Below are 26,293 nucleotides of genomic sequence, written 5' to 3' on the forward strand. Positions count from 1 at the left end.
GGGCGGTTCCGCAGTGGTCAGGTTTTCAGACGCCTGCACTGATAACCCACTGTCGCCGGGGTGACAAGTGCGGACTGCATAAAGCCACTGGCGCTGGCGGCTCGCTAACCGAGCATCTTCTCCAGGAACCAGCTGCCGGCCGGGCCCAGCGGGCGGAATCTGCACCAGACCGCATCGACGACTATCTGTCTGGGCCAACCGTGCACCTTGAGCTCGTGCAGCGCGGCGGAGCCGAAGCGGCTCACCAGGCTGCGGGGGATAGGCGCCCAGCCGAATCCGCGTTCGGCCATCTCCAGCAACATCAGGTAACTCGGGGCTGACCAGGAGCGCCCGCGCACGCTGGCACCGGCGCTGTTGAGCACGGTGCCCAGGCGCAGCTGGCGGTGCGCTTGTAGGGCCTCCTCGCTGACGTGGCCGAGGGCGGCGAGTGGGTGGCTATTGCAGACGAACAGTCCCATTTCAGAGGGTTCGGCGACCGCGGCAACGCTGATTTCGGGTGGGTAGAGCGCTTGCGACTCGACGAAGCCCATGTGCGCCCGACCTTGCTGAACCACGGCGAGCAGGTCGTCGCACTCGGCGATCAAACACTCGAACTCCAGATCCGGGTAACGTTGCTGGAATTCGCCGAGTACCTCCTCGAAGCGCTCGGACTGATAGGTATCCGACAGCACTATGCTCAGCCTGGACTCCAGTCCCTGCGCCAGCTCCTGCGCGGTGCGGGCTAACTGGCTATTGGCCGCCAACACCGCTTCGGCCCGATGCAGAAGCACTCGGCCGTGTTCGGTCAGGCTCGGTTTGCGGCTGCTGCGATCGAACAGTATCAGGCCCAGATCCGCTTCTAGGTTGGCGATTGCCGCACTGATGGTCGACTGGCTCTTGCCCAGCCGGCGTGCCGCCGCTGAGAAGGAGCCTTGGGACGCGGCCTGGACGAAAGCCTGCAAGGTCTCGGAGGAGGGCATCATCTATCGTCTTTGTCGATGGTAACTAGCTTTGAAGTATCCGGAGCTTCGGTGAAGATGACAACCGCCTCGTCAGTAACAGGAATGAAGTCAGTCATGAGCGCCGAGAAAAACCTGAATGAGCGAATCTTCCAGGCCCTGGGTTTTGAAATCCTGGCAATTGTCCTGTGCACTCCCCTACTAGCCTGGCTGATGGAGGCTGATTGGCAAACCATGGGCGTCGTCACCCTGGCCAACTGCTTGATCGCCTTGGCCTGGAACGTGCTGTTCAACCGGCTGTTCGACCGTCTGCGACGGCGCCGGGGGATCGCGCTGAGTGTGCCGGTGCGAATAACCCACGCCATGCTGTTCGAAGGGGGCTTGCTCGTGCTCTGCGTGCCCTTTGCTGCCTGGTGGCTGGGAATCGGGCTGTTTGCCGCCTTCATGCTGGATGTCGGGCTGCTGCTGTTCTTCCTACCCTACACTTACCTCTATCACTGGGCCTATGACGCCCTGCGCGAACCGGCGCAGCGTTGGTATGGCCGTCGTCGCTCGCGACGCTGGCCAAGTAGCAAGGGCTGCTGACTCCGCGCGAACTTGTTAGCCGGTGGCGTCCGGCGCCTCGGAGAAAATCATCTCGGAGAAAATGCTCTCCAGCGCCGCCGTTGCAGGGTTACGACTGGCTCCCGAAACCCTGATCGTGCTGGCAGCCTGCCGCATCCGCGCTGTCATTGCCTTGGATTGCATCCGGGTAGGGCTGCGGCCTCAGCCATGCAGCTTGGTAGCAGCCGGTGGCGTGTTCTGCTCCTGGCGCCCGCCCAGGTACCAGCCCAGCGCACCCCACGCGGCGGCCAAGGCGGCGCCGACCAGGGCGGCGAGCAATACGCCCTGACTGAGCATGTCGAGCAGGGCCTTGGCCCAGGCGCTGACGGCGTCGCCGCCGCGGTAGACCAGGGTGTCGATGAAGTTCTTGGCCTTGTACTTGGTCAGGGCATCGAGCGGGGCGAAGAGCATTTCCCGACCGGGGCGGACGAAGGCGTACTCGCCGACCCGGCGCACTATCATCAGCGCCGCGAGCATGGCGAAGGTCGGCGCCAGGGCCAGACCGAGAAAGCCCAGGCAGACCAGCAGCGGCACCCCGGCCAGCAGCGCGCGCAGGCCGAATTTCTCCGCCACCCGCCCGGTGACGAACAGCTGGGCCAGCAGCGACAGGGCCTGCACGCTAAAGTCGATCAGGCCGAACACGCGGATCTGCTGGTTGCGTTCCGGGAAGGTCAGCGCCACCAGGCGTGCCTGTTCGAAGTAGAGGAAGGTGCTGGCGGTGGCCAGGAGGATGACGAAGGCGCTGATGCCCAGCAGGTAGGGCGAGGCCAGCACCCGGCTGATGCCGCTGAACGGATTGCCCGTCACCGGCTCGCGCGGGTGCTCGCTGGGCGGTGCGCCGGGCCGGCCGGCGCCGCCGCGGGCGCGCCAGGCCATCAGGTAGTGCTTGGCCAGCACCGCCACGCCAAGCAGCAGGGCGGCGCAGAGGATCAGGCCGCTCTGGCCGATGGCACCGACCAGCAGCGCGCCCAGCGCCGGCCCGGCCAAACCGCCGCAACTGGCGCCGGCGGCGATAAAGGCGAACAAGCGCTTGGCCTGGGTCGCATCGAACACGTCGGCCATCAGGCTCCAGGCCACCGAGACCACGAACAGGTTGTAGACCGAGATCCACACGTAGAACACCCGCGCCGCCCAGATATCGTCCGCGGCCTGCTGGAACAGCGCGGCGAAGGCCAGCAGGTTGAGGATGAAGAAGCCGTACACCCAGTCGATATAGCGCGCCCGCGGCACCCGCGAATTGAGCCAGGCGAACAGCGGCACGGCGGCGAGCATGACCAGAAAGGTCGCGCTGAACAGCCATTGCAGGTTCTCCACGCCGCCGCGAATGCCCATCGCCTCGCGGATCGGCCGCAGCATGAAATAGCCGCTGAACAGGCAGAGAAACAGGCCGAAGCCGCACAGCGCGGCGAGCAGTTCGGCCGGTCTGGCGTTGATCGCCGTGGCCAGGCGTTCGACTGGAGTCATCGATCTTTCCTTTCTGCGGCCCGGATGGACGAGTCAGGCCGCACCTCTACAGATGATCCGCCATCTTGTAGCAGCGGATTCGGCCGTGGTAGCGATGAACTCGCGGCTAAAGCCCCTCCCCCATTTTCCTGCGTACGCGGGAGGGGCTTTAGCCGCGAGCTTGTGCGGTGCATCGAAGATTCACGGCGCGAAACCGCGCTCCAGGCGAGTCAGCCGAACGCCCGCACGATCCGCTGGCGCAGCGCCGCATCCGGCAGGCGGCCATGGCCGGCCATGAGGTTGTCGGCCATGTAGCGCGCCTTGGAAGTGGCCGGGATCACCACGGTCACCGCCGGGTGGGCGAGGATGAACTTGAGCAGCAACTGCGCCCAGGAGGTGGCGTCGACCTCGATCGCCCAGTCCGGCAGCGGCTTGTCCCTGACCCGGCTGAACAACTGGCCGCGCTGGAACGGCCGGTTGATCAGGGTGGCGATGCCGCGGTCGGCGCAGTAAGGCAGCAGGCGCTGCTCGGCGTTGCGCTCGGCCACCGAATAGTTGAACTGGACGAAGTCCACCGGCTCCTTGGCCAGCACCGCGAGCAGGTCGTCGTGGGCCGAGTCGCGGTAATGGGTGATGCCGATGTAGCGCACCCTGCCCTGCTCCTTCAGCTCGCGCAGCAAAGCCAGCTGGGTGCGGGTGTCCTGCAGGTTGTGCACCTGCAGCAGATCGAGCCGGTCGGTTTGCAGGGCGCGCAGGCTGGCTTCGACCTGGGCCATGCCGCGCTCGCGGCCGCTGGCGGACACCTTGGTGGCGAGAAACGCCTTATCCCGGGTACTGGTGCGCCTGAGCAACTCGCCGCTGACCGCCTCGGCGTTACCATAGCTGGGCGCGGTGTCGATCAGGGTGCCGCCGCCGTTGATGAAGGTGCGCATCACCTCGTCCAGCGGGCCGAGGCTGGCATCGTCGAGGCTGACGTGGAAGGTGCGTGAGGTGCCCAGGCCGATCACCGGCAGAAGTTCGTCGCTGCCGGGAATGCGCCGCTGCAGCAGTTGTCCGGGGTCCAGGGCGAAGGCACGACGCGCCGGCCAGGGCACGGCTGCGAGGCCGAGCAGGGTGGCGCTGCGCTGAATGAAGTGACGACGGCTAGGCATGAAATCCTCCGTGGTGGCACTGCATGGGTATCGAGCATAGTTGTGTGACCGCCACGCACGCCACCTGCGCCCGCCCAGTTGTTACCTGGTATGTCGCGAGCGCGGTGGGCTAGCAGGCTGTTGAAAAACTACCTGCGTTGCCATCGCTGCGTTAAAAACAGGCTCAAAATGCTCATTTACAACACGTAAACTCCGCTTTTTCGCCTGTTTTTGCCTTGCGCTGGCTGCCTCGCCTACGTTTTTCAACGGCCTGCTAGTGGCCTGCAGAATTAACCGCTGAGGATGACGCCTGTTTCATCCGCCCTGCTCGCAGGGCCGGATGCCCCCCCGGAAAAGGGCAAGGCCGAAGCGACTGCCCCGGATTGCCCTTGCTGCAGTCGGCCATTGCGGCGATGCACGGAAGCAATAGTTACGCCAGACCCACCCCGTAGCCCGCCTCGGCAATCGCGATGATCAGTTCGTCGCTCGACAGGCTGCTGCTCACCCGCACTTCGCCTCCTTGCAACTTCACCTTCACATCGGCCGCCGGATCGCGCGCCAGCAGGGCTTCTCTAACCGTTTTGACGCAATGCTCGCAGGTCATGCCTTCGACCCTGAATGTGTGAATCTTTGTCGTCTGCATCTGCAACCTCCTGATTGAATGTCGGCCCCTTTTTACGGGAGGCACACAGTGTCAGGCTTGCCCCATGGGTAAGGTCAAGGCATAAAACAGCACTTGACCTTACCCATGGGTCAAGGTTGATCCTGTAGCGGAACTCAACGGAGGCTCCTGCATGTCCGATCTGACCACTTTCGACCTGCCGATCAATGGCATGACCTGCGCCAGTTGCGCCGGCCGGGTCGAGCGCGCCTTGCGCAAAGTGCCCAACGTCGCCAGCGCCACGGTCAACCTGGCCAGCGAACAGGCGCGCATCGAAGCGCCGTCGGACAGCCTGGAGCAGTTGCTCGCCGCCGTTGCCGGCGCCGGCTATCAGGTGCCCAGCGAACGCCTGGAACTGGCCATCGCCGGCATGACCTGCGCCAGTTGCGTCGGCCGCGTCGAGCGCGCCCTGGCGCAGCTGCCGGGCGTGCTCAGGGTCAGCGTCAACCTGGCCACCGAACAGGCGCTGCTGCAGGTCACCCCGGGTCTCGACGTGCAAGGCCTGCTGCAGGCGGTCGCCAAGGCCGGTTACACGGCCACCCCGGTGGATCTCGAAAAGCCCGCCCAGCCGGCCGCCGAGCGTCACTTGCAACGCGAACGCCGGGCCCTGACGCTGGCCCTGCTGCTCACCGCGCCGCTGCTGATCCCGATGCTGGCGCAACCCTTCGGCGCGCACTGGATGCTGCCGGCCTGGCTGCAGTTCGCCCTGGCCACGCCGGTGCAGTTCGTCTTCGGTGCGCGCTTCTACCGCGCCGCCTGGCTGGCCCTGCGCGCCGGTGCCGGCAACATGGATCAACTGGTCGCCCTGGGCACCAGCGCCGCCTATGGCCTGAGCCTCTATCAATGGGCGATCACCCCGAGCGACGCGATGCCGCACCTGTACTTCGAGGCCTCGGCGGTGATCATCAGCCTGATCCTGCTCGGCAAATACCTGGAAAGCCGCGCCAAACGGCAGACCACCAGCGCCATCCGCGCCTTGCAGGCCCTGCGCCCGGATCAGGCCCTGCGCCTGCGCGATGGCGTCGAGCAGTGGGTGGCGCTGAGCGCCCTGATCCTGGGCGATCAGGTGCTGGTCAAGCCCGGCGAGCGCTTCCCGGTCGACGGCCAGGTGCTGCAAGGCCAGAGCCATGCCGACGAAGCCTTGATCAGCGGCGAGAGCCTGCCACAACCCAAGCAACCGGGCGATAAGGTCACCGCCGGGGCGATCAACGGCGAAGGCCGCCTGCTGATCGAGACCACCGCCCTGGGGGCGGAAACCGTGCTGGCCACGATCATCCGCCTGGTCGAGGACGCCCAGGCCGCCAAGGCGCCAATCCAGAAGCTGGTGGACAAGGTCAGTCAGGTCTTCGTGCCGACCGTGCTGCTGCTCGCCCTGGCCACCCTGCTGGGCTGGCTGCTGTTCGGCGCCACGCTGCAAACCGCGCTGCTGAATGCCGTGGCGGTACTGGTGATCGCCTGCCCCTGCGCCCTCGGCCTGGCCACGCCGACGGCGATCATGGCCGGCACCGGGGTGGCCGCGCGCCACGGCATTCTGATCAAGGACGCCGAAGCCCTGGAAGTGGCCCATGGGGTCACGGCCGTGGCGTTCGACAAGACCGGCACCCTGACCTCGGGCACGCCGCGGATCGCTCACATGACGGCACTCGACGGCGACACCGCGACCCTGCTGCAACTGGCCGGCGCCCTGCAACGCGGCAGCGAACACCCGCTGGCCAAGGCGGTGCTGGACGAATGCACTGCCCGCCAGTTGCCGCTGGCCGAGGTGGTCGACAGCCAGGCCCTGGCCGGGCGCGGGATTGCCGGGCAGATCGGCGAGCGGCAACTGGCCCTGGGCAACAAACGCCTGCTCGAAGAGGGCTGGCTGCACAACCAGAGCCTGGCCGCCGAGGCCCTGGCCTGGGAAGCCGAGGGTCGCACCCTGTCCTGGCTGATCGAACAGGCACCGACGCCGCAGGTGCTGGGGCTGTTCGCCTTCGGCGATACGCTCAAGGCCGGAGCCGCCGAGGCCATCGCCCAGCTCAAGGCGCAGGGCATCAGCAGCCACCTGATCAGCGGCGACAACCGCGGCAGCGTCCATGCGGTGGCCAGCGCCCTGGGCATCGATGCCATGCACGCCGAGGTGCTGCCGGCCGACAAGGCGACGATCATCGGTGAGCTGAGAAATACCGGGGTGGTGGCGATGGTCGGCGACGGCATCAACGACGCCCCGGCGCTGGCCGCCGCGGATGTCGGCATCGCCATGGGCAGCGGCACCGATGTGGCCATGCATGCCGCCGGCATCACCCTGATGCGCGGCGACCCGCGCCTGGTGCCGGCGGCGCTGGACATCAGCCGGCGCACCTACAACAAGATCCGCCAGAACCTGTTCTGGGCCTTCGTCTACAACCTGGTCGGCATCCCCCTGGCCGCGGCCGGCCTGCTCAACCCGATGCTCGCTGGCGCCGCCATGGCCCTGTCCAGTCTCAGCGTGGTGAGCAATGCGCTGCTACTGAAGACCTGGAAGCCGAAAGAGCGCGAATAGCCCCAATCGCGGCCATGGACCGCTCCTACACGACGACGAGCGAGTCCACGACAACCCCGTAGGAGCGGGCCATGCCCGCGATCACGCTTTCACGGACAGCACGCAGAATGGGAGACAACCATGAATATCGGCCAAGCCGCGCAGAAAACCGGCCTCAGCGCCAAGATGATCCGCTACTACGAGTCGATCGAGCTGCTGCCGGCCGCCGGGCGCAGCGACAGCGGCTACCGCCAGTACGGCGCCCAGGACCTGCATCGCCTGGCCTTTATCAAGCGCGCGCGGGATCTGGGCTTCTCCCTGGCCGAGGTGGCCCAACTGCTGGCGCTGTGGCAGGACCGCCAGCGCGCCAGTGCCGACGTCAAGGCCCTGGCCGCCGGACATATCGCCGAGCTCAACCACAAGATCGCCGAACTCAGCGGCCTGCGCGACACCCTGCAGGAGCTGATGCAACACTGCCAGGGCGACGAGCGCCCCGACTGCCCGATCCTCAAGGACCTGGCGTCCGGCGGCTGCGCAAACGCGTAAATCCGTGGTGCGCACGGCGCAGCCTACGACAAGTGCTCCGCCGCCTAGGGTGCGCCGCGCGCACCGGAATGCTGATATGTCTGAGGGTGGCCATTTCTGCTTGCCCGGCAAATTCGCGGAATCCGGCTAGATCACCCGCTGCAGCGCCGCGCAATCCACCGCGAAGTGATCGGTCAACTGCGGCCAGGGGTTGTCCGGCAGATTGACCAGCACGCCCCAGGCGCCCGCGGCGCGGGCGCATTCCAGGTCGAAGCGGTAGTCGCCGACCATCACCAGTTCGCCCGGCGTCACCTGCCAGCGCTCGGCCAGGTGCAGCAAACCGCCGGGATGCGGCTTGGGCGGCGCCTCGTCGCGGCCGAGAATGTCGCCGCTGGCGAAGCAGTCGCCCAGGCCGATCGCCTGCAGCGTCACCAGCGCCAGCTCGTGGGCGTTGCGGGTGAGGATGCCGAGCCGGCAGCCGCGTCCGTGCAACCCGCGCACCAGCTCGATGGCCCCCGGCGCCGGTTTGGCGCTCAGCGCCAGCTCACGCTCATGCTCCAGCAGCCAGGCGTACTTGGCCGCCGCAACCTCATCGGGCAAGGCCGCCAGGTGGTGGAGGATGTCGTGCTCCAGGGGGATGTCCAGCGACCGCTTGATCGCCTCGAAGTCATGCACCGCCAGGGTCAGGGTGCCGTCCATGTCGAACACCCAGTGGCGCGCTGCGCTTAGCTTCATTTCCAGTCCTCACGCACCCGGGTCAGGCCTTCCTGGGCGACCGAGGCGACCAGCTGGCCCTGACGGTTGAAGATGCTGCCGCGGGAGAAGCCACGGGCATTGCCGGACCAGGGGCTGTCCATGGCGTACAGCAGCCAGTCGTCCATGCGCAGGTTGCCGTGGAACCACAGCGAATGGTCGAGGCTGGCGACCTGCATGAACTTCTGCCAGACCGACACGCCATGGGGCAGCATCGAGGTGGTCAGCAGGTTGAAATCGCTGGCGTAGGCCAGCAGGTACTTGTGCAGTTGCGGGTCGTCCGGCAACTCACCGGCGGCGCGGAACCACACATGCTTGACCGGCTCGCTCGGCTCGGGGGCGAAGGGGTTGCCGACCGTCACCGGGCGGATCTCGATCGGCTTGTCGATCACCGCGCGCTCGCGTATACCCTCGGGCAGCGAGTCGGCGATCAGTCGGGCCAGCTCGGTCTCCGACTTGAGACCCTCCGGCCCCGGCACGTCGGGCATCCCGGTCTGGTGCTGGAAGCCTTCCTCGTCGTACTGGAAGGAGGCGCTGCAGAAGAAAATCGGCTTGCCCTTCTGCACCGCCACCACGCGGCGGGTGCTGAAGCTACCGCCGTCGCGGATGCGCTCCACCTGATAGACCACCGGCAGCGCCGCGTCGCCGGGACGCAGAAAGTAGCCGTGCATGGAATGCACATGACGGTCGGCCTCGACCGTCTGGCTGGCCGCCGACACGCACTGACCGAGCACCTGGCCGCCGAACAACTGACGGAACCCCAGATCCTGACTGACGCCTCGAAAGAGGTTCTCCTCGATGGCCTCCAGGCTCAACAGGGCGACCAACTCGTCCAGTACCTGACTCATGCTTGTTCTCCAATGACTGCCCCAGTGGGCGGCAAACGTAATTCCGAATAGGCCGGTAGCGAACTGAGGCGCTCATCCCACACCGCCCGACCCAGGGTGAAATGGTAAAGACTTTGCCAGCGGCTGTCGGCAAGCCCGAGCAATTCATGCACCGAATCGTCGAAATAACAGCCAATCCCGGTGGCGGACAGCCCCGCCGCCTCGGCTTCCAGATAGAGCAACTGGCCGATCTGCCCGCACTCCCAGTACAGCCGCGGGTAACGCCAGGCGCCGGCCTCGAGGGCCGTGTCGAAGCGACTGAGCATGGCCAGGGCCACGCAGCCATCGCTGGCGATGTCCTGGCCGCAGGAGAGAAACTCCGCCAGGCCGCGGGCGTCGCCGGCGAGCAGGCGGTACAGCGGCAATTCGGCGTGCACCCGCTGCCAGAGAAAATCCTCGCGCAGGCCGTGTTGCGCCTGCCCGTCGACCCGCGCCAGCCAGTACAGGCCGGGGTCCAGGCCCTGCACACGGTGGACGAACAGCAGCAGGTCGACCTGCGCCGCCTCCCCGGTCAGGGCGAAAGGCACCGGCGAGTTGGCCGGCATCAGCCGCTGCAGCCAGGCGAACAGCAGCTCGGCGTGAATCCCGCTCTTGCCGTCCATGGCTTGCGCGCTGCGCCGGCGATGCAGGATCGGCCGCAGCGCCAGACCGGGATTGTCCGCCTGCACGCGACCGGCTTCCGCCAGCCAGGGCTGCGCGGGCAAGGCTGGGGCGCGACAGAGCGCCTGCACCCGGGCCAGTTCCGGCCAGTCGCGCTGCTGAGGCGACAGGCGATTGGGCGCGCCACTCAGTTCCAGCGCGGCCAGGCCATGCAGCAAGCTGTCTTGCAGGGCGAACTCGCTGGCCTGGGCCGGGCCGACCCAGAGCAGGCAGTCGACATGCTCGGCCTCGGCAAAGCCCGCGCGATCCAGGCCGAACACGCCGTCCAGGCGCGCCTCGGCCACCCCGCGCAGCAGGCGCACCTGCCAGCCCAGCGCGCTGGCGGCGATGGCCAGGCCAGCCAGGGCATGGCCGAGGTCATGCTGGCAGTAGCGATAGGCCCGCTCGCCGTATTTCCACGCCTCGCGCCAGGCAATGCTGGTCAGCGCCAGCAGGCAGCCGCCCGCCGGCAACTCCTGGGACAACTGGGCGGCCAGTGGCGCCGGCAGTTCGCCACGCACCTCCAGGGCATGGGCGTCGGCCGTGTAATGGGCCAGCAAGGCCTCGTCTTGCAGACTGCCGGCCGGCAGCAGCAGATAGGCCTCGGTCGGGTGCAGATTGCCCGACGACGGATTGACCCGCAGCGCCCAGCGGCTGCCGCCGGCCTCCTTCCAGGCCGACAGCGCCAGGCTGTCATACAGCAGCTGCGACAGGCTGGCCCGATCCAGCGGCGCCGGCGCGCCCAGCGGCGCGGCGAACACCGCGTCGTAGTCGGGCGACTCCTGCAGCGGCCGGTGCCACAACTCGATCAGGCGCGCACCGGCGTAACGGCGAAAGGCGGCGGGCTGGGTCGCCCACTCCAGCTGCCCGGGTCCGGGGGCGAAGCGTTGCGGCTGGTGCTTGCTCAGCTGGTGATAGGCGCGCACGGCGTCCTGCTCGGTCATTGGTGTCCCACTTGAGTCGGCCCAGGCAGCGCCGCCATACTCAGGCGCTGCATTGAAGAGTGCCATTGTATGCGCCTGCCGCTGGTCTATCACGACGACTACAGCCCGCCCTTCCCGGCCGGCCATCGTTTCCCCATGGAAAAATTCCGCCTGCTGCGCGGTCACCTGGTGGCCAGCGGTCTGACCAGCGACGCCGAGTTGCTGCGCCCCGCGCTGTGCCCGCCGGAGGTGCTGGCCCTGGCCCACTGCCCGGCCTATATCGAGCGCTACATGAGCGGCGAACTGCCCCACGACGACCAGCGCCGCCTCGGCCTGCCCTGGAGCGCGGCCCTGGCCCGGCGCACCCTGCGCGCGGTGGGCGGCTCGCTGTTGGCTGCCGAGCAGGCCTTGCAGCATGGCCTGGCCTGTCACCTGGCCGGCGGCACCCATCATGCCCATTACGATCACCCGTCCGGTTTCTGCATCTTCAACGACCTGGCGGTGATCGCCCGCTACCTGCTCGAAGCCGGCAAGGCGCAACGGGTGCTGATCTTCGACTGCGACGTGCACCAGGGCGACGGTAGCGCCCGCCTGCTGGCCGATATCCCGGAAGCGATCACCGTCTCCCTGCACTGCGAAAAGAACTTCCCCGCGCGCAAGGCCGCCAGCGACTGGGACATCCCCCTGCCGATGGGCATGGGCGATAGCGCTTACCTGAAGGTGGTGGACGACGCGCTGAATTACCTGCTGCCGTTGTACCAGCCGGACATCGTGCTGTACGACGCCGGGGTCGACGTACACCGGGACGACGCCCTCGGCTACCTGCAACTGACCGACGCCGGCATCGCCGCCCGCGACCGGGCGGTACTCGAGCACTGCCTGGGCCGCGACATCCCGGTGGTCGGCCTGATCGGCGGCGGCTACGACCAAGACCGCCACGCCCTGGCCCGCCGCCACGGGATCCTCCATCACAGCGCCAGCAAGGTCTGGGTCAGCCGTGGGTTAGCTGGAGCCTCGTAGGCCGAGTTCCGCGAAGCCCAAGATTTAGATCCCGACGTGACCACAGCCCGGACTCACTCAGGGCAAGCCGAAATCCATTGCACCTGGCACGGACCGGCCCCGTAGGGATGACCTAAGAAAGATTCGCCAGTTTGCCGCTGGAACCTAGCGAGGTGTAGCCAGGCCATTGCCGCAGCAAGGTATCGACGAACTGCTCGGCCGCAGGCGACAGCGACGAGCCATGCCGACGCACCAACCCCAGGGTGCGGCTGATGACCGGGTCAACCAGGGGGCGCTGGATCAGAATTGGATGATCGTCCGCCGGCATCGCCAGGCTGGGCAATGCCGCCACTCCCAGCCCGGCCTCGACCATGCCCAGCGAAGTGGATAGGTGCTGCACCTCGTAGAACCAACTGGGCCGCCAATCCAGATGGGCCAGGCCGTGGTCGAGCAGTACCCGGTTGCCACTCAAGCGACCGACGCCGATCAGGCGGTAATCGCTGAGTTCGCGCCAGGCCACCTGAGGCTGTGCGGCCAGAGGATGGTCACGGCGGCAAGCGAGCACGAAAGGTTCCTCAACCAATGGGGTGAAGTCGATCTCCGCGCTCTGACCGCTGAGCATGTTGATGCCGAAATCGGCCTCACCACGTAGCACCGCCTCCAGCCCTTCATGGGCACTCAGGTCGAGGATGCGGATGCGGATCTTCGGATACTGCAGGTTGAATTCGCGGATCACAGTCGGCAGGAAGTAGAACGCCGCCGTGGGAATGCAGGCCAGGGTCACCTGGCCTGACTGGCGCTCGGCCAGTTCGCGAATGCAGAGGATTGACCGCTCGAAATCGTCCAGCAAGCGCCTGGCCTTGGGCAAGAAGTCGCGGCCCACCGCGGTCAGGCTGACGCGACGCGTGGTTCTGTCAAGCAACTGGGTGCCCAGCCCCTCCTCGAGCTTCTGCATGCGCCGGGTCAATGCCGGCTGTGACAGGTGGATCGCGTTGGCGGCTTCGTGAAAATTACCGAATTCGGCAATTTTTACGAAGGCCCGGAGGTCCTGCAGTTCGTAATTCATGCGTGACACCTATTAATCGGCGTGATTTTTACGATTCACAAATCGAATGCAGTCGACCAATCCCGCGACGCGCCTGTTGCGACCCTGTGAATGGGGTTGTGCGGCCTGCATTAATGCGTGAAATCTATTAATAGAGCAAATATATGCAATGTACAAATCAAACAGAATCGCCCAATAATTATTCCACGCAACAATAAACCTATTTATTGCACCGGAGACATCATGCAGGCGATACCTTGTGTCCTTATGCGCGGCGGCACGTCCCGAGGCCCGGTTTTCCTGGCCAACCACCTGCCCAGCAATCCTGCTCTGCGCGACGAGTTGCTGCTCAAGCTGATGGGCTCGGGGCATGAGTTGGAAATCGATGGTATCGGCGGTGGCAGCCCGCAGACCAGCAAGGTGGCGATTGTCAGCGCTTCCAGTCATCCGGACGCCGATGTCGATTACCTGTTCGTGCAAGTGATGGTGGCACAGCGCCGGGTCGATACGGCCCCCAACTGCGGCAATATGCTCTGTGCCATTGGGCCTTTCGCCATCGAGCATGGCCTGGTCAACGCCGCTACACCGGTCACCCGGGTGCGCATTCGCAACGTCAACACCAATACCCTGATCGACTCCGAAGTGCTGACCCCCAACGGCCGCGTGCGCTATGAAGGCGATACCAGCATCGATGGCGTACCCGGCACCGCGGCGCCGATCAAGCTCACCTTCCTCGATGCCGCCGGCGCCAAGACCGGCCGCTTGCTGCCCACCGGCCAGGTACGCGATCGCTTCGATGGCGTTGAGGTCACCTGCATCGACATGGCCATGCCGATGGTGCTGATGCATGCCGCCGCGCTGGGCAAGACCGGCTACGAAAGCCCCGCCGAACTGGATGCCGACAGCGAGTTGCTGGCGCGTCTGGAGAGCATTCGCTTGCAGGCCGGACGAGCTATGGGGCTTGGCGATGTGTCGCAGATGGTCATTCCCAAGCCGGTGCTGTTGTCCTCGCCGCGTAACGGCGGCGCGCTCAACACCCGCTACTTCATGCCGCACAACTGCCACCGCTCCCTGGCCGCCACGGGGGCCATCGGCCTGGCCAGTGCCTGTGCGCTGCCGGGAAGCGTGGCCCACGACCTGGCACCGGTCAACGGCCCCACTCTGGTCAAGCTCGAGCACGCCGGTGGGCAAATCGAGGTATCGCTGGAGCCGGCCGCAGGTGACTCGCCAGAAGCTATGCGTGCCTCGCTGATCCGCACCGCGCGCCGCCTGTTCACCGGCGACGTGTACGTACCCAGCTCACGTCGGTAAACGCGAGCCATTCAAAGGCGGCTGCTGACGCCTGACCTGGTTACCACAGACTCGACCCGGCTTTGGCGGGGTCATTACCTGCAACGGAGAGTATCGATGCGTTCCAATAAGAATAAGATCAGCTTCGGACAGACTGCGGCGTTTACCGCCAGCCTGATCCTGCCGCTCAGCGCCATGGCCCTGGACACCAGCGGTCACTCCCTGGAGTTGAAGACGCGTGGTGTTCACTTCGATCGCGATTTCGAAACCGACAGCAACGACCGCACGCAGTCGGCGCTGGGCTTGCAGCTCAACTACGAGTCGCCCTATTTCGCCGACGTGATCGGCGTCGGTATCTCCGGTTACAGCGTCAACAAGCTGGATAACAGCGGCAAGAATACCTCCGACGTGCTTTCGGTCGACAACAACGGCGAGCTGCACGACTCCTTCGGGCAGGTCGCCCAGGCCTTCGTCAAGCTCAAGTACCAAGATCTGGCCAGCGCCAAGCTTGGCCGCCAGTTGCACAAGTCCATGCTGCTTTCCAGCTCGGGTAGCCGCGCCGTGCCGAACACCTTCTCGGGCGGCAGTCTCCAGCTCATGCCGCTCAAAGGCCTAAGCCTGTACGGGGCGCGCTATAACGAATGGTCGTCGCGCTCGGACAGTTCCTTCGAGGAATTCAAGACCGACAACTCCGCCGATGGCGCCATCGATTACATCGACAGCCTGGGCGCCAGCTATGTGGCCGGCCCCTTCAGCCTCAACCTGGAACACCTGCGGGCCCAGGACTTCCTGAAGAAGACCGGCCTGGTCGCCTCGTACAACTTTACGCTGGGCAACCAGTCCAGCCTCAAGCTGACCGGCGGCATCCACACCTCCAGCGATGACGGCAAGCTCTTCGTCACCGGCTCCGAAAGCGCCGAACTGGACGACGAGGATCTGCCGGGAGCGATCAACGGCGTGACCGACAGCGACAACGATGGCCAAGGCATTTATCTTGCCGCCAACTGGAAGCTGGGCAACGTGGAGCTGGGCGCAGCAGTGACGAAGTTCGACGGCGCCTGGATCGAGGACAACTTCGCCGGCGATCACGGTACCAACCCCTTCCCCACCGGCGGGGTGCTGGCCGACTTCAGCAACAACGACGAAAAAGTCTGGATGCTCTCCGCCGGCTACGACTGGCAAGACCATGTGAAAGGCCTGAAGACCGTCGTCAGCTACAAGGACGGCAGCGATGCCAAGAACAGCGCCAACGCCGCCCTCGGCGAAGCGGACGAGAACGAACTCGCCTTCGACCTGACCTATCAGGTCCCCGTGATCAAGGGTCTGGCGGTTCGTTACATCTATCTCGACTACCACTCGGCCAAGACCGGCCGCCTGGATGGCGTGAAGGAAGACGAAACCGACCACCGCTTCTACGTCGACTACACCTATCGCTTCTTTTGATCGAGACCGCCTGGAACCAGGCTCCCGGCTGGGAGCCGACGAAAGTCACTTGACTCCCAGCCCAATCGTGGCGTGCTGGTAACACGGCGCCCAACTCCTGCAAACAAATCCAAAAACAGGAACGCAACCATGAAAACAGTCACCCTCAGCAAACTCCTGCCCCTCGCCTGCGCCTTGATCCTGGGCAGCGTTTACGCTCAAGCAGGCGAGCCGTCGCGTCCCGAGTGCATCGCCCCGAGCAAGCCCGGCGGTGGTTTCGACATGACCTGCAAGCTGGCCCAGGCCGGCCTCAAGGATCACCACCTGCTCGACTCGCCGATGCGCGTCACCTACATGCCCGGCGGCATCGGTGCGGTGGCCTATAACGCCATCGCGGCCAATCGCCGTGACGAGTCCGGCACCCTGATCGCCTTCTCCGGCGCCTCGCTGCTCAACCTGGCCCTGGGCAAGTACGGTCGCTACGACGAAAACGCGGTGCAGTGGCTGACCACCATCGGCACCGACTACGGCACCCTGGCAGTGCGCGAGGATTCGCCGTTCAAGAGCCTCGAAGATGTGATCCAGGCGCTGAAGAAAGACCCCAAGAGCATTACCGTCGGTGGCGGTGGCAGCATCGGAGGCCAGGGCTGGGCCAAGATTGCCCTGCTGGCCAAGGCCGCCGGCGTCAATCCCCGCGAACTGCGCTATGCGGCCTTCGAAGGTGGCTCCGAGCATTACATGGCATTGATGGGCAAGCACGTCGACCTGGTGACCGGCAGTGCCAGTGAAATCCGCGCGCAACGCGGCAACAAGATCCGCGCGCTGGTGGTCTACAGCGAGGAACGCCTGCCGGGCGAACTGGCAGACGTCCCCACCGCCAAAGAACAAGGCTATGACATTCAATGGCCGCTGATCCGTGGCTATTACATGGGCCCTGAGGTCAAGCAGGAAGACCTCGACTGGTGGAAAGCTGCGTTTGCCAAATTGCAAAGTTCGCAAGAGTTCCAGCAGTACCTGCAAGATCGCGATGTGCTCCCGCTGAATGTCACTGGCCAAGCGTTGAACGACCTGGTGAAAAAGCAGGTTGAGGATTATCGCAAGCTGGGCGAAGAGTTTGGCCTGGTCGCCGAGTAAATCCATCGACGGTGTGGGTTACCCATGTGGGCAGCCCAGCCAGGAGCAGAATGATGCACGATCGTATTTTTGCAGGCGTTAACCTGCTGATTTATGTGGCTTTGATAGCGTTGGCCTGGGGCTATCAGTCCCCCTTCGCTTACGAGCCCGTGGGGCCACGTGCCTATCCCTTGCTGTTGTTATCACTGCTGGTACTGGGTGCGCTTTACCAAGTGTTAAAGCCAGCCAAACAGACCGAGCCCAGGGAAGAGCCGCCGCTGAATCGTCAGGTAATCCGCAAGATCGCGCTCTGTATCGCGGCGATGGTGGCCTACGCGGCTTTGTTCGATGTGCTCGGTTTCATCCTCAGCAGCGCACTGTTCGCGGTCGCCATGGCTTATCTGTATGACGCAACCCGCGTACAGAGCGCTGTCGGCGGCATAGTGATCGCCGTTGGGCTCTATCTGCTGTTCGACTATGGCCTCGATGTGCCTCTGCCACTCGGCATGCTCGCGAAACTGGGGAGCTGACCTATGGACACTATTCATTATCTGGGCCTCGGCTTCGGCGTGGCCCTGACACCCTACAACCTGATTACGGCTTTTTGCGGCACCCTGATTGGTACCATCGTCGGCCTGCTGCCTGGTTTAGGGCCGGTCAACGGCGTCGCCCTATTGATCCCGATTGCCTTCGCCCTCGGCCTGCCGCCGGAAACCGCCTTGATTCTGCTCGCGGCGGTCTATCTGGGCTGCGAATATGGCGGACGAATTTCCTCGATCCTGCTGAATATTCCCGGCGAAGCCTCGGCGGTGATGACCACCCTCGATGGCTACCCTCTGGCCCAACAGGGCAAGGCCGGTATCGCCCTGTCGCTGTCGGCCTGGAGCTCGTTTATCGGCGGCACCATCGCGACTATCGGCGTGGTGCTGTTCGCGCCCCTGCTGGCTAAATGGGCCGTGGCCTTTGGGCCGGCGGAGTATTTCGTGTTGATGGTGTTCGCGATTACCTGCCTGGCCGGCATGGCCGACAACAAACCGCTGAAAACCGCCATGGCTGCGTTCATCGGCCTGGCCCTGTCCTGTGTCGGCATCGATGCCAACAGCGGCGTGTATCGCTTCACCTTCGGCAGCCTGGGGTTGGCCGACGGCATTCAGTTCATCGTCCTGGTGCTCGGGTTGTTCAGCATCAGCGAAATCCTGGTGCTGCTGGAAAGAACCCACCATGGCCACAAGGCGGCCAAAGCCACCGGACGCATGCTGTTCAACTTCAAGGAAGGGGCCTTCGTACTGGCCACCAACCTGCGCAGTGGTGTGGTCGGTTTCGTCCTGGGCGTGCTGCCTGGCGCCGGGGCGACCCTGGCCAGCGCAGTGGCTTACATGTCCGAGAAGCGCATGGCGAGCAAGGACAACCAGTTCGGCAAGGGTGACCTGCGCGGCCTGGCCGCCCCGGAGACCGCCAACAGCGGCGCGGCCTGTGGCTCCATGGTGCCGATGCTGACCCTCGGCGTACCCGGCTCCGGCACCACCGCGGTGATGCTCGGCGCGCTGACGCTGTACAACATCACGCCGGGACCAATGCTGTTTCAGAACCAGCCCGAAGTGGTCTGGGGCCTGATCGCCTCGTTGTTCGTCGCCAACATCATGCTGCTGGTGATGAACGTGCCGATGGTGCGCATCTTCACCCGCATCCTCGCAGTGCCGACCTGGGCGCTGGTACCAGCAATTGCCATCATCACCTCGATTGGCGTGTATGCGGTGCATTCGACCACCTTCGATCTGTTCCTGATGATCGGCATCGGAGTGTGCGGTTACATCCTGCGCAAGCTGGACTACTCGCTATCTGCAGTGCTGCTGGGCTTCATTCTCGGCGGCATGATGGAAGACAACCTGCGTCGAGCGCTTTCGCTGTCCAATGGCGAGCTGGGTATCCTGTGGGGCAGCCCAATTACAGTCGCTGTATGGGCGCTGGTTGCCGTGATGGTGGCCTTGCCGATATTGCGCGCCTGGCGCGGGCGCAAACCAGCACCCCTTGCAGTCACTGACTGATCGATCATCGAAGCGGCGTGGAGGGCGTTGTGCGCTCCAGGAGATCTGCACTTGAATATCGTGATTCCCGATGACTACCAGCATGCCGTCCGCTCGCTCGACTGCTTCGCGCAGTTGAGCGGGCATGAGGTCAGCCTGTATCACGATGCGCAGAAAGACCCCAGAGTACTGGCGCAACGCTTCGCCGATGCCGACGCGCTGGTGCTGACCCGCGAGCGCAGCGTGATCGACGAGACCCTGCTGGCGCAGTTGCCCAGGCTCAAGTTGATCAGCCAGACCGGCAGGGTCGGTCCCCACTTGGATCTGGATGCCTGTAGCCGTCATGGCGTAGCGGTGGTGGAAGGTCGGGGCTCGCCGATTGCCGCCGCCGAACTGACCTGGACCCTGATTCTCAATGCCCGCCGGCAACTGCGTACGGCGATAGATGGGCTCTACGCCGGGCACTGGCAGGTCAATCTTGGCGAGCGCTTATGCGGCCAGACGCTGGGCATCTGGGGCTACGGCAAGATCGGCCAGCGGCTGGCGCGCTATGCCCAGGCTTTCGAGATGCCGGTACTGGTGTGGGGCAGCGCGGTTTCACGCCAGGCGGCGCAGCGTGATGGCCATCGTGCGGCCGAGTCGCGTCAGGCGTTCTTCAGCGAAGCCGATGTGCTCAGCCTGCATCTGCGCCTACTCGACAGCACGCGCCACGCGGTAACCCTGGAAGATCTGCTGTGGATGAAACCCAGTGCCTTGCTGGTCAATACCAGCCGCGCCGAGCTGATTGCCCCCGAGGCCCTGCTGACGGCCATGAGCCAAGGACGGCCAGGCTTTGCCGCCCTCGATGTATTCGAGGACGAGCCGCTGCTGGATCAGGCGCACCCGTTGCTGAACCACCCCAGAATTCTCTGCACCCCGCATCTCGGCTATGTCGAGCGGCACAGCTATGAGCTGTATTTCGGCGATGCCTTCGCCAACCTGCTGGCGTATTTCAATGGGGACAGTTGCACCCTGGTCAATCCCGAGGTGCGTCAGGGCGATGCAGCGCTGTCTGACTGAGCGGAACCCAGGCGAGCCGGACACCACAATGTGGGCCGGGTGGCGATTCGCTTAAGCCCAGCGGCTGCCCGGGTAATTCACCTTGATGATCTGAATTTGATCACCATGCTGCGCAGACCAGAGGCAATGAATCGCAGGTCGCCATAAACAGACCGCCGACAGAATCCCAGCGTCCATGACTATGCTTATCCCAGTGCCGAAAGCGTTTCCCAGCCAGGGATCAGCCAGGCTGTCGCCCCCCCCTCGACCCAGGAGATAGCTGCCATGCAACTGCTCACGGTGAACATCGACAAGCCGGAGGAGATCAACTTCATCTTCGGCCAGACCCACTTCATCAAGTCCGTCGAGGACATCCACGAAGCGCTGGTCGCGGCCGTGCCGGGGATCAAGTTCGGCCTGGCCTTCTGCGAGGCCTCGGGCAAGTGCCTGGTGCGCTGGTCGGGCACCGATGACGCGATGATCGAGCTGGCCCAGCGCAATGCCCAGGCGATTGGCGCCGGCCATTGCTTCATCGTCTTCCTCGGTGCGGGCGTCTACCCGCTCAGCGTGTTGAACAGCATCAAGCTGGTGGCCGAGGTCTGCCGGATTTTCTGCGCCACCGCCAATCCGACCGAAGTGGTACTCGCCGAAACCGCGCAGGGCCGCGCCGTGCTCGGCGTGGTCGACGGCTACTGCGCCCGTGACCTCGAAGGCGACGACGACATCCTCTGGCGCAAGAACCTGTTGCGCCAGATCGGCTACAAGCTCTGAGTGGCCAGACTAATCGCCCTCAGCCCCCGCCCCCGTGCCGGCCGGCGCGCGCCGCCAACACCCGGGTCGCGCCCTGGGTCTTGTTGGTGAACCAGAGCACCCGGCTCACGCCCCGGGTGATCGCCACATAGGCCAGGCGCAGGCCTTCATCGCTCATCGCCTGGTCGTAGCTGTTGCGGAAGAAGCCCGAGTAGGCATAGAGCGCATTGCGCAGCGGGTGCGGCTGCGCCGGCGCGCAATCGTCGACGATGATCGCCACCTCGGCCTGCAGGCCCTTGGCGCGGTGGATGCTGTAGGCCTTGACCGGCAGCCGCTTGTCCAACTTGGCCTGAATCGCCCGCAAGGGCTCGTTGCGCCGGCTCAGCAGCAGCACCGCGCTGCGGTCGGCCATGCGGCGGCTGGCGACGTGGGCGCACTGGGCCTCGATCGCCGCCAGCAGCTCCGGCATGCGCGCCTTGCTATCGAAGCCCTGCACCAGCTTGACCCCGTGATCGCCCGGCTGCATGGCCTTGAACGCCTTGCTGGTCTTGGCTTGCTTGCAGGCGACGCCGGCCAGCACCGCCTCGCCGTCGCGGATCACCGGCTCGATGCAGCGGTAGTTGGTGGCCAACATCAGCAGCGCGCTGCTCTTCGCCTTGCCCTTGCCCGGGAAGTGCCGGTCGAAGTCCATGAACAGCTCCGGGGAGCTGCCGCGCCAGCCATAGATCGACTGCCAGTCGTCGCCGATCGCCATCAGGCTGACCGCCGTACCCTGGCGCGCCAGAGCGCGGTGCACGGCCTGCAGCCACTGCACGATCTGCGGCGAGATGTCCTGGAACTCGTCGATCAACAGGTGATTGAACGGCGCCAGCGCCTCGGCCGAGATTCCCGCCGCGTCGCCGCCCAGGCGTTCGCCGAGGGCCTGGAAGGCGCCGTCGAAGGTCATCAGGCCCTGCTCCTGCAGGCAGCCCTCGAAAGCCTTGCAGAACAGCACCAGGGCCTCGATAAAACTGCGCTCGCGGGCGGAGCAGGACAGCGCCTGGGCATCTATCCGCTCGGGACGGAGGCCGATGCTCTGGATAAAGCCGGCCTGCACATAGAAGGCCTCGTACAGCGGCAAGGCAGTGAACTCCCCCGCCAGCTTGAAACCATCCAGCGGCGCCTTGGCCGCCCGTGGCCGCTTGCCCGCTGATGTTTCCGCCGGCGCCGGCAGCCCCAGCAGGCTGTGCACCAACTGGCGAAACACCGGCTCCTGGGCGTAGCACTGCTGGTAGGCCTGCTTGAGCAGGCGCTGCTGAGCCGGACGCAGGCGCGCGGCGGTCAGCGGGTTATCCAGTTCGCGGGGCGCGCCGGGCGCATCGTCCAGCTGCTCGAACCAGCGCGGGCTGTTCAGCGCCTGCCTGGCCAGCACGCCCATGGCCGAATGGAAGGTGCGCACGCACTGGCGGGCCTGGTCGGCATCGAAGGGGTACTGCCAGAACCCCAGCACCCTGAGCAGTTGCTCGCGCAACTCGGCGCAGGAGGCGTTGGTGAAGGAAATCACCGTCAGCCGCCCCGGCTCGATGCCCAGATGACAGAGCATGAACACCACCCGCAGCACCAGAGTGGTGGACTTGCCCGACCCCGCCCCGGCGAAGATCCGCGTGAGCGGATGACGACCGAGGATCATCGCCCACTGCTCGTCCGACGGCGCACTGATCACCCCCGCCGCCACCGCCTGGGCGACCCGCGCGCGCATGGCCTCGACCTGTGCCGCATCGACCGTCAGCAAGGCCGGGCCGTAGATCGCCGTGCTGGCCGACTGGCCCGACTTGGCTCGCGGTCTGGCAGGCTTTTTCCCAGCGCCCGCCTTGCTCTTGCCCGCTGCGCTCTTGCCCGCCGCAGCCCCTGCCTGCTTCGCCCGAGCCCGCGGCTTCTGCTGCGCCAACCCCGCCTCGCGCTCGGCGCGCAGATAGGCCGTGGTGCGCGGAAAATAACGCGCCAAGGCACCGGAGAGGAGCAACTTGTAGCGCTCGACAGCAGACGACATTCGACGATTCCCACCCTGAGCATGATGTATATGGCTGAATGATAAGTGTTTTTTGCCGGGGACTGGCAAGCGTTGGGCAACGGCACCAATAGTCGAGGGGTGGGCCTGCGGGCCGGAGCGGTGGATCTTATCCGTGGCTTTGTGCAAGGTCGCCGAGAGTCGGATGGGAGCGGGGCCAACCGGCGGTAACCGGCGGTAACCGGCCAGAAGCGGCCACCCAGCACCGCCTACACATTCTGGGTCGATTCAATCCTTAAAGGAAATAGCCACCTAATCGCGACCAGCTTTACTTAGCTCACCAGTTCCTTAAGGAAATCGGTGAGCGCTTTCTTCGGGTCGTCCTCCTCCGAAACAATCATCTCGATTCCCCATTGGCCATTGGCCCAAAACCTCCTGTGCAACCGGGTTTGGTCGGTTCGTGAACACGTAGGACTTGGGTCTTGCAGCCGAGATGGCGGAGCGGCCCCACATCTCTGTCAGTCGATAGAAAAGGAGTCGGATATTGATGTCGGATAGGCTGTATCCGATGAAGAGGACTGAGTTCCCCAGGACATCGTTGCTGAGCTTGATGTCCAATGGCGAGTCATAATTTAACCTCTGGAAATAGCTGGTCTCATCCAGGACGATTGATGCGTCGTCATCGAAGTCCCCATGGAACTTCACAATCTGGCGACGGCCGTCTGTGACGGAGACTAGGTCGGCTACGCTTGCGACTTTATCGTAGGGGACGCCGAATTTGTCATGGGCGATTTCCAGCCACCGGTCATAGTTGGTTGTGTAGATCCGCGAGAATTTTCCAAGGGTGATCAGCCGATGAATCTCGGACTGAGTGATGTCTGTGCCGGGCTTGTGCCATTCACGGTCCATCCAGCTACGCAGCGGACCCAGACTTCCCTTTTTCTTTTTATAGAACTCCGCAAGCGCTAGCGCGGTGCCATATGTAGAGAAAATCTTAGGGTCATAACCCAGTTCCGTTGCGATGTGCGCTGTCAGCTGGCTCCAGGTTGGCAGGTTGAGATTGGCAGACACTCCGGCGCCTACAAAAAGCATCAGCTTGTTGGTGCGGTGCGCATGAAGTAATTCAGCGTTCATTTCACGCCTCCCACGGAATTGAGGTATGCCGCGAACTGGTCAAGGGCTTTACGTCGCATAGAAATTTCGTCCTTGGCCTCACCCATTTCAGCGAAGGTTTGGGGGTGTCCATTCGGAACGAAGACGCAGTCCCATTGGAAGCCCCTTGGGCCTGCCGGCGCGGGTGGCACTGTTCCCTCAATGGAGCCTTCGAACAGGTGAATCTCACGCCCATCACAATAGCCGAGTACCGTCTTCGCCATCACAGTCGCATCTCCGAGCCCCGCAACTAGGTTGACGAAGCGATCCGCCTCCAACTTGTCCCAGAAGATCTGAGTCAATCCTGCAGGTAAGTCGTTGAGACCTCTCAAGTACAAGCCTGTGTGCTCTACGAAAAGAGGACGACCGATAACCTCAAATGCCTTAATCAGCTTGTCCCGTACTAGGCGATCGACATCTTCGGTCTGCAGCTCCTCAATCTTCCTCGACACCGGCACTATTTCCACGCCAGCCGGTGCCAAGATCCGTTGCACCTCGGCGACCTTGTGCGCATTTCCAGACATGAATCGAATTTTCAATCTAGATCCCTTATGAATGAGTAGCGCTTAGCTGCTTCGTACTGCTGGTCCAGGTCGCTGGCGGTAAGCCCCTCAGCAATCGCGATCGTTTGGTCATCCGCAAGACCGCGTTGATGGATTGCAGGGTTGTCTGAGCAGATAACAAACGGAACCCCAAAGCGCCGAAATTCTTGAAGTGGATGGGCCTCATCGAAAGGTACTGCGCCGGTGAGTCTGTTGCTAATCGGGCATACTTCGATGCAGATGTCCTGCGTTACCAATTTGTCTAGCAGGTGAGGATCCTTACCTGCAGCTGTCCCATGGCCAATACGGTCGGCGCCAAATAACTCCACAGCAGCCTGAACGTTTTCCACGCGACCTGTTTCGCCGGCATGTATGGTGACCCCGAGTCCGAATCGATCTTTTGCCTTTCGGAAAAGTGACGGCAACTCCGATGGATATGCGATTTCCTCATCACCCGCAAGATCGAGCCCCACCACATCGTTCGGCTCTCCGAGGTCTTGATAGGCCTGTAGTAGTGTGGAAAGACAAACCGCACCGTAGTCGCCGCGCGTCACTGTAAGAATCAGACCGCGACGAATGCCGTGACGATGCGCGGCGTTCCTGGTTGATTCGATCAGATGTTCTAGCGCTTGGGTGGGCGAGCAATTCTGCAGATGGGCGAGGTACAAGACGCTGCTTCGTAGTTCGACAAAGCGTACTCCGTTCTCCACGAGGCTAGCGAAGACTGCATTGGAAATGCGATCCAGGTTCTCGCGCTTCTTGGGAAATAGCCTCAGTGCCTGCCACGGAGTTAAGTACGACGCCAAGGAATGGCAGGGTGTGTTTCGAAGCAGGTCGCGCTCAATCAGAAACCCGGGCGGCAGTTCCGTTGATTCGTCGGCCAGTATCTCTCGAATTATTGGTGCCGGAATCGCTCCGTTGAGGTGCACGTGGAGCTCTCCTCGGTCGCGCACACCGGCCATCTTCGCCTTGCCTTGTTGTACCTCGTTGCCCCTGCTGACATCGCCCTGCATCCCAGGTAAATAAGATTGGCTCTGGTTCAATCACTTTCCTTATTTGCTCGTCGAGCGTAATGCGTGGGTATAGGGTTGGGCGGTTACGCACTAGATGCTGCCTTGGCCAGAAACAGCCATAGGAGTCAATGGCCACCCGCGTGCCGCCGCAACACTGAGGCGAGCACAATCGGCCATGCACGCCATCTATACAGCGAGTCAGCGATGATAAATACCGTCCTCCAACGGGGGGCCATCAGCAATGACCCCGCTGATAGGATCTCTTAGCTCAAAGATGGATCCTCCAAATATCGCGTCGAACTCTGCTTCTACGTCCGCCAGGTATTTCAATATGATCTCTAGCAATCCTCGGAACGTGTCGCAATGCCATTCGATGTGAGGAGTAATTTGTGCGAGTACCCCGGTCTTAAATTCATCCAGACTCTTTGGGAGGTCGAGCAAGGTGCCCGTGTTTAACACTGGAGACAGGACCAAGTTATTGAACATCGACAAGAACATAAGCGATCCACCGTTCTCTCTTCTTAGCCGATCAAATTTTTCTTGATCTTCGCGACTAAGCTTTTCGTAAGCGCTGTCTCGCACGGTGTTGAACTCCTCTGTGTAGTGGTCTACTGATTCCGGACACCCATTTAGGCGAGAATGCTCGCCAGATCGAGGTGTCAGATGACCAAACAACGCCGTTCCTTTTCTGCTGAATTCAAACGCGAGGCTGCCGATCTCGTGCTCAAGCAAGATTACAGCTACATCGAAGCCAGCCGTTCACTCGGCATTGGTGAGTCAGCACTACGCCGCTGGGTCAGCCAGGTGCAGCAGGAGTGCCAAGGCGTTACCCCGCAGAGCAAAGCGCTGACACCGGAACAGCAGAAAATCCAGGAGTTGGAAGCCCGGATTACCCGCCTTGAACGGGAAAAATCGA

The 26,293-nt window shown here is 63.8% G+C and carries 24 protein-coding genes and 1 pseudogene; 12 read left to right on the forward strand and 13 right to left on the reverse strand.

All coding sequences use genetic code 11. From position 1 onward, the window contains the following. Positions 1–104 precede the first annotated feature (104 nt). A complete protein-coding gene (locus BM315_RS14550) occupies positions 105–959 on the reverse strand; it encodes a LysR family transcriptional regulator (protein ID WP_090502253.1) in 855 nt (284 codons plus the stop codon). Positions 960–1,055: 96 nt separating this feature from the next. Here BM315_RS14550 and BM315_RS14555 point away from each other — a divergent pair, with 96 nt between their 5' ends. Next, entirely contained in the window at positions 1,056–1,523 is a 468-nt protein-coding gene (locus BM315_RS14555; RefSeq protein WP_090502205.1) for a multidrug/biocide efflux PACE transporter, read from the forward strand. A gap of 180 nt (positions 1,524–1,703) precedes the next feature. On the opposite strand, the gene BM315_RS14560 is transcribed toward BM315_RS14555, so the two are convergent. From BM315_RS14560 to BM315_RS14570, 3 genes are all read right to left on the reverse strand, one after another. Next, complete coding sequence (locus tag BM315_RS14560; protein WP_090502207.1) at positions 1,704–3,005, reverse strand: NTP/NDP exchange transporter; 1,302 nt, start codon at positions 3,003–3,005, stop codon at positions 1,704–1,706. A gap of 209 nt (positions 3,006–3,214) precedes the next feature. Further along, a complete protein-coding gene (locus BM315_RS14565; protein WP_090502209.1) occupies positions 3,215–4,135 on the reverse strand; it encodes an aldo/keto reductase in 921 nt (306 codons plus the stop codon). Between the two features lie 409 nt (positions 4,136–4,544). After that, positions 4,545–4,742 (reverse strand): heavy-metal-associated domain-containing protein, encoded by a 198-nt coding sequence (locus tag BM315_RS14570; protein ID WP_090502256.1) that lies wholly within the window; start codon positions 4,740–4,742, stop codon positions 4,545–4,547. Between the two features lie 166 nt (positions 4,743–4,908). Between BM315_RS14570 and BM315_RS14575 the strand changes: the two genes are divergently transcribed. After that, complete coding sequence (locus BM315_RS14575; RefSeq protein ID WP_090502211.1) at positions 4,909–7,296, forward strand: heavy metal translocating P-type ATPase; 2,388 nt, start codon at positions 4,909–4,911, stop codon at positions 7,294–7,296. Positions 7,297–7,416: 120 nt separating this feature from the next. Beyond that, positions 7,417–7,821, forward strand: a complete 405-nt coding sequence (cueR, locus tag BM315_RS14580) for a Cu(I)-responsive transcriptional regulator (RefSeq protein ID WP_090502213.1) — start codon at positions 7,417–7,419, stop codon at positions 7,819–7,821. Positions 7,822–7,947: 126 nt separating this feature from the next. Here the strand turns inward: cueR and BM315_RS14585 are convergent, their stop codons facing one another. From BM315_RS14585 to BM315_RS14595, 3 genes are read right to left on the reverse strand one after another with little or no spacing between them, the layout of a single operon-like run. Continuing rightward, a complete protein-coding gene (locus tag BM315_RS14585; RefSeq protein WP_090502215.1) occupies positions 7,948–8,535 on the reverse strand; it encodes an HAD family hydrolase in 588 nt (195 codons plus the stop codon). Continuing rightward, entirely contained in the window at positions 8,532–9,401 is an 870-nt protein-coding gene (gene tesB, locus BM315_RS14590; RefSeq protein WP_090502217.1) for an acyl-CoA thioesterase II, read from the reverse strand. Before tesB ends, BM315_RS14585 begins: the two co-directional genes overlap by 4 nt. Next, a complete protein-coding gene (locus tag BM315_RS14595; RefSeq protein ID WP_090502219.1) occupies positions 9,398–11,023 on the reverse strand; it encodes a SagB/ThcOx family dehydrogenase in 1,626 nt (541 codons plus the stop codon). Before BM315_RS14595 ends, tesB begins: the two co-directional genes overlap by 4 nt. A gap of 69 nt (positions 11,024–11,092) precedes the next feature. Here BM315_RS14595 and BM315_RS14600 point away from each other — a divergent pair, with 69 nt between their 5' ends. Further along, positions 11,093–12,022: a histone deacetylase family protein gene (locus BM315_RS14600; protein WP_090502220.1), complete on the forward strand. Its 930-nt coding sequence runs from the start codon at positions 11,093–11,095 to the stop codon at positions 12,020–12,022. Positions 12,023–12,134: 112 nt separating this feature from the next. On the opposite strand, the gene BM315_RS14605 is transcribed toward BM315_RS14600, so the two are convergent. After that, positions 12,135–13,067 (reverse strand): LysR family transcriptional regulator, encoded by a 933-nt coding sequence (locus BM315_RS14605; protein WP_090502222.1) that lies wholly within the window; start codon positions 13,065–13,067, stop codon positions 12,135–12,137. A gap of 222 nt (positions 13,068–13,289) precedes the next feature. Here BM315_RS14605 and BM315_RS14610 point away from each other — a divergent pair, with 222 nt between their 5' ends. From BM315_RS14610 to BM315_RS14640, 7 genes are all read left to right on the forward strand, one after another. Further along, positions 13,290–14,357, forward strand: coding sequence for a 4-oxalomesaconate tautomerase (locus tag BM315_RS14610; RefSeq protein WP_090502224.1), 1,068 nt, complete (start codon positions 13,290–13,292; stop codon positions 14,355–14,357). A 96-nt stretch (positions 14,358–14,453) separates the two neighbouring features. Next, the gene (locus BM315_RS14615; RefSeq protein ID WP_090502226.1) at positions 14,454–15,779 is read left to right on the forward strand and encodes an OprD family outer membrane porin; all 1,326 of its coding nucleotides are present in this window, start codon (positions 14,454–14,456) and stop codon (positions 15,777–15,779) included. A 129-nt stretch (positions 15,780–15,908) separates the two neighbouring features. Continuing rightward, positions 15,909–16,892, forward strand: coding sequence for a Bug family tripartite tricarboxylate transporter substrate binding protein (locus BM315_RS14620; RefSeq protein ID WP_090502228.1), 984 nt, complete (start codon positions 15,909–15,911; stop codon positions 16,890–16,892). 53 nt (positions 16,893–16,945) lie between these two features. Then, positions 16,946–17,401: a tripartite tricarboxylate transporter TctB family protein gene (locus tag BM315_RS14625; protein ID WP_090502230.1), complete on the forward strand. Its 456-nt coding sequence runs from the start codon at positions 16,946–16,948 to the stop codon at positions 17,399–17,401. Positions 17,402–17,404: 3 nt separating this feature from the next. Then, positions 17,405–18,916: a tripartite tricarboxylate transporter permease gene (locus tag BM315_RS14630; RefSeq protein WP_090502231.1), complete on the forward strand. Its 1,512-nt coding sequence runs from the start codon at positions 17,405–17,407 to the stop codon at positions 18,914–18,916. Positions 18,917–18,967: 51 nt separating this feature from the next. Further along, entirely contained in the window at positions 18,968–19,954 is a 987-nt protein-coding gene (locus tag BM315_RS14635) for a D-2-hydroxyacid dehydrogenase family protein (protein WP_090502233.1), read from the forward strand. A gap of 264 nt (positions 19,955–20,218) precedes the next feature. Then, the gene (locus BM315_RS14640) at positions 20,219–20,704 is read left to right on the forward strand and encodes an adenosine-specific kinase (protein ID WP_090502235.1); all 486 of its coding nucleotides are present in this window, start codon (positions 20,219–20,221) and stop codon (positions 20,702–20,704) included. A 19-nt stretch (positions 20,705–20,723) separates the two neighbouring features. On the opposite strand, the gene BM315_RS14645 is transcribed toward BM315_RS14640, so the two are convergent. The 5 genes and pseudogenes from BM315_RS14645 to BM315_RS14665 form a co-directional block, all read right to left on the reverse strand. Next, entirely contained in the window at positions 20,724–22,712 is a 1,989-nt protein-coding gene (locus BM315_RS14645) for a DEAD/DEAH box helicase (RefSeq protein ID WP_090502237.1), read from the reverse strand. Between the two features lie 290 nt (positions 22,713–23,002). Further along, a pseudogene (locus BM315_RS14650) lies at positions 23,003–23,804 on the reverse strand (SIR2 family protein). Further along, complete coding sequence (locus BM315_RS14655) at positions 23,801–24,361, reverse strand: non-canonical purine NTP pyrophosphatase (protein WP_090502239.1); 561 nt, start codon at positions 24,359–24,361, stop codon at positions 23,801–23,803. The pseudogene BM315_RS14650 and the gene BM315_RS14655 overlap by 4 nt, the downstream one beginning before the upstream one ends. Continuing rightward, positions 24,358–25,407, reverse strand: coding sequence for an adenosine deaminase family protein (locus BM315_RS14660; protein ID WP_244527306.1), 1,050 nt, complete (start codon positions 25,405–25,407; stop codon positions 24,358–24,360). Before BM315_RS14660 ends, BM315_RS14655 begins: the two co-directional genes overlap by 4 nt. Positions 25,408–25,575: 168 nt before the next feature. Next, positions 25,576–25,959 (reverse strand): hypothetical protein, encoded by a 384-nt coding sequence (locus BM315_RS14665; RefSeq protein ID WP_212632961.1) that lies wholly within the window; start codon positions 25,957–25,959, stop codon positions 25,576–25,578. Positions 25,960–26,040: 81 nt separating this feature from the next. Here BM315_RS14665 and BM315_RS14670 point away from each other — a divergent pair. Further along, on the forward strand, positions 26,041–26,293 hold a 253-nt coding region (locus BM315_RS14670; RefSeq protein ID WP_141123951.1), incomplete at its 3' end, for a transposase.

The organism is Pseudomonas borbori (assembly GCF_900115555.1).
Taxonomy (GTDB): domain Bacteria; phylum Pseudomonadota; class Gammaproteobacteria; order Pseudomonadales; family Pseudomonadaceae; genus Aquipseudomonas; species Aquipseudomonas borbori.

Coding starts and splice junctions, on each gene's coding strand:
- BM315_RS14550 (WP_090502253.1), bottom strand. CDS start 959: ATGCCCTCCTCCGAGACCTTGCAGGCTTTCGTCCAGGCCGCGTCCCAA.
- BM315_RS14555 (WP_090502205.1), top strand. CDS start 1,056: ATGAGCGCCGAGAAAAACCTGAATGAGCGAATCTTCCAGGCCCTGGGT.
- BM315_RS14560 (WP_090502207.1), bottom strand. CDS start 3,005: ATGACTCCAGTCGAACGCCTGGCCACGGCGATCAACGCCAGACCGGCC.
- BM315_RS14565 (WP_090502209.1), bottom strand. CDS start 4,135: ATGCCTAGCCGTCGTCACTTCATTCAGCGCAGCGCCACCCTGCTCGGC.
- BM315_RS14575 (WP_090502211.1), top strand. CDS start 4,909: ATGTCCGATCTGACCACTTTCGACCTGCCGATCAATGGCATGACCTGC.
- cueR (WP_090502213.1), top strand. CDS start 7,417: ATGAATATCGGCCAAGCCGCGCAGAAAACCGGCCTCAGCGCCAAGATG.
- BM315_RS14585 (WP_090502215.1), bottom strand. CDS start 8,535: ATGAAGCTAAGCGCAGCGCGCCACTGGGTGTTCGACATGGACGGCACC.
- tesB (WP_090502217.1), bottom strand. CDS start 9,401: ATGAGTCAGGTACTGGACGAGTTGGTCGCCCTGTTGAGCCTGGAGGCC.
- BM315_RS14595 (WP_090502219.1), bottom strand. CDS start 11,023: ATGACCGAGCAGGACGCCGTGCGCGCCTATCACCAGCTGAGCAAGCAC.
- BM315_RS14600 (WP_090502220.1), top strand. CDS start 11,093: ATGCGCCTGCCGCTGGTCTATCACGACGACTACAGCCCGCCCTTCCCG.
- BM315_RS14605 (WP_090502222.1), bottom strand. CDS start 13,067: ATGAATTACGAACTGCAGGACCTCCGGGCCTTCGTAAAAATTGCCGAA.
- BM315_RS14610 (WP_090502224.1), top strand. CDS start 13,290: ATGCAGGCGATACCTTGTGTCCTTATGCGCGGCGGCACGTCCCGAGGC.
- BM315_RS14615 (WP_090502226.1), top strand. CDS start 14,454: ATGCGTTCCAATAAGAATAAGATCAGCTTCGGACAGACTGCGGCGTTT.
- BM315_RS14620 (WP_090502228.1), top strand. CDS start 15,909: ATGAAAACAGTCACCCTCAGCAAACTCCTGCCCCTCGCCTGCGCCTTG.
- BM315_RS14625 (WP_090502230.1), top strand. CDS start 16,946: ATGCACGATCGTATTTTTGCAGGCGTTAACCTGCTGATTTATGTGGCT.
- BM315_RS14630 (WP_090502231.1), top strand. CDS start 17,405: ATGGACACTATTCATTATCTGGGCCTCGGCTTCGGCGTGGCCCTGACA.
- BM315_RS14640 (WP_090502235.1), top strand. CDS start 20,219: ATGCAACTGCTCACGGTGAACATCGACAAGCCGGAGGAGATCAACTTC.
- BM315_RS14645 (WP_090502237.1), bottom strand. CDS start 22,712: ATGTCGTCTGCTGTCGAGCGCTACAAGTTGCTCCTCTCCGGTGCCTTG.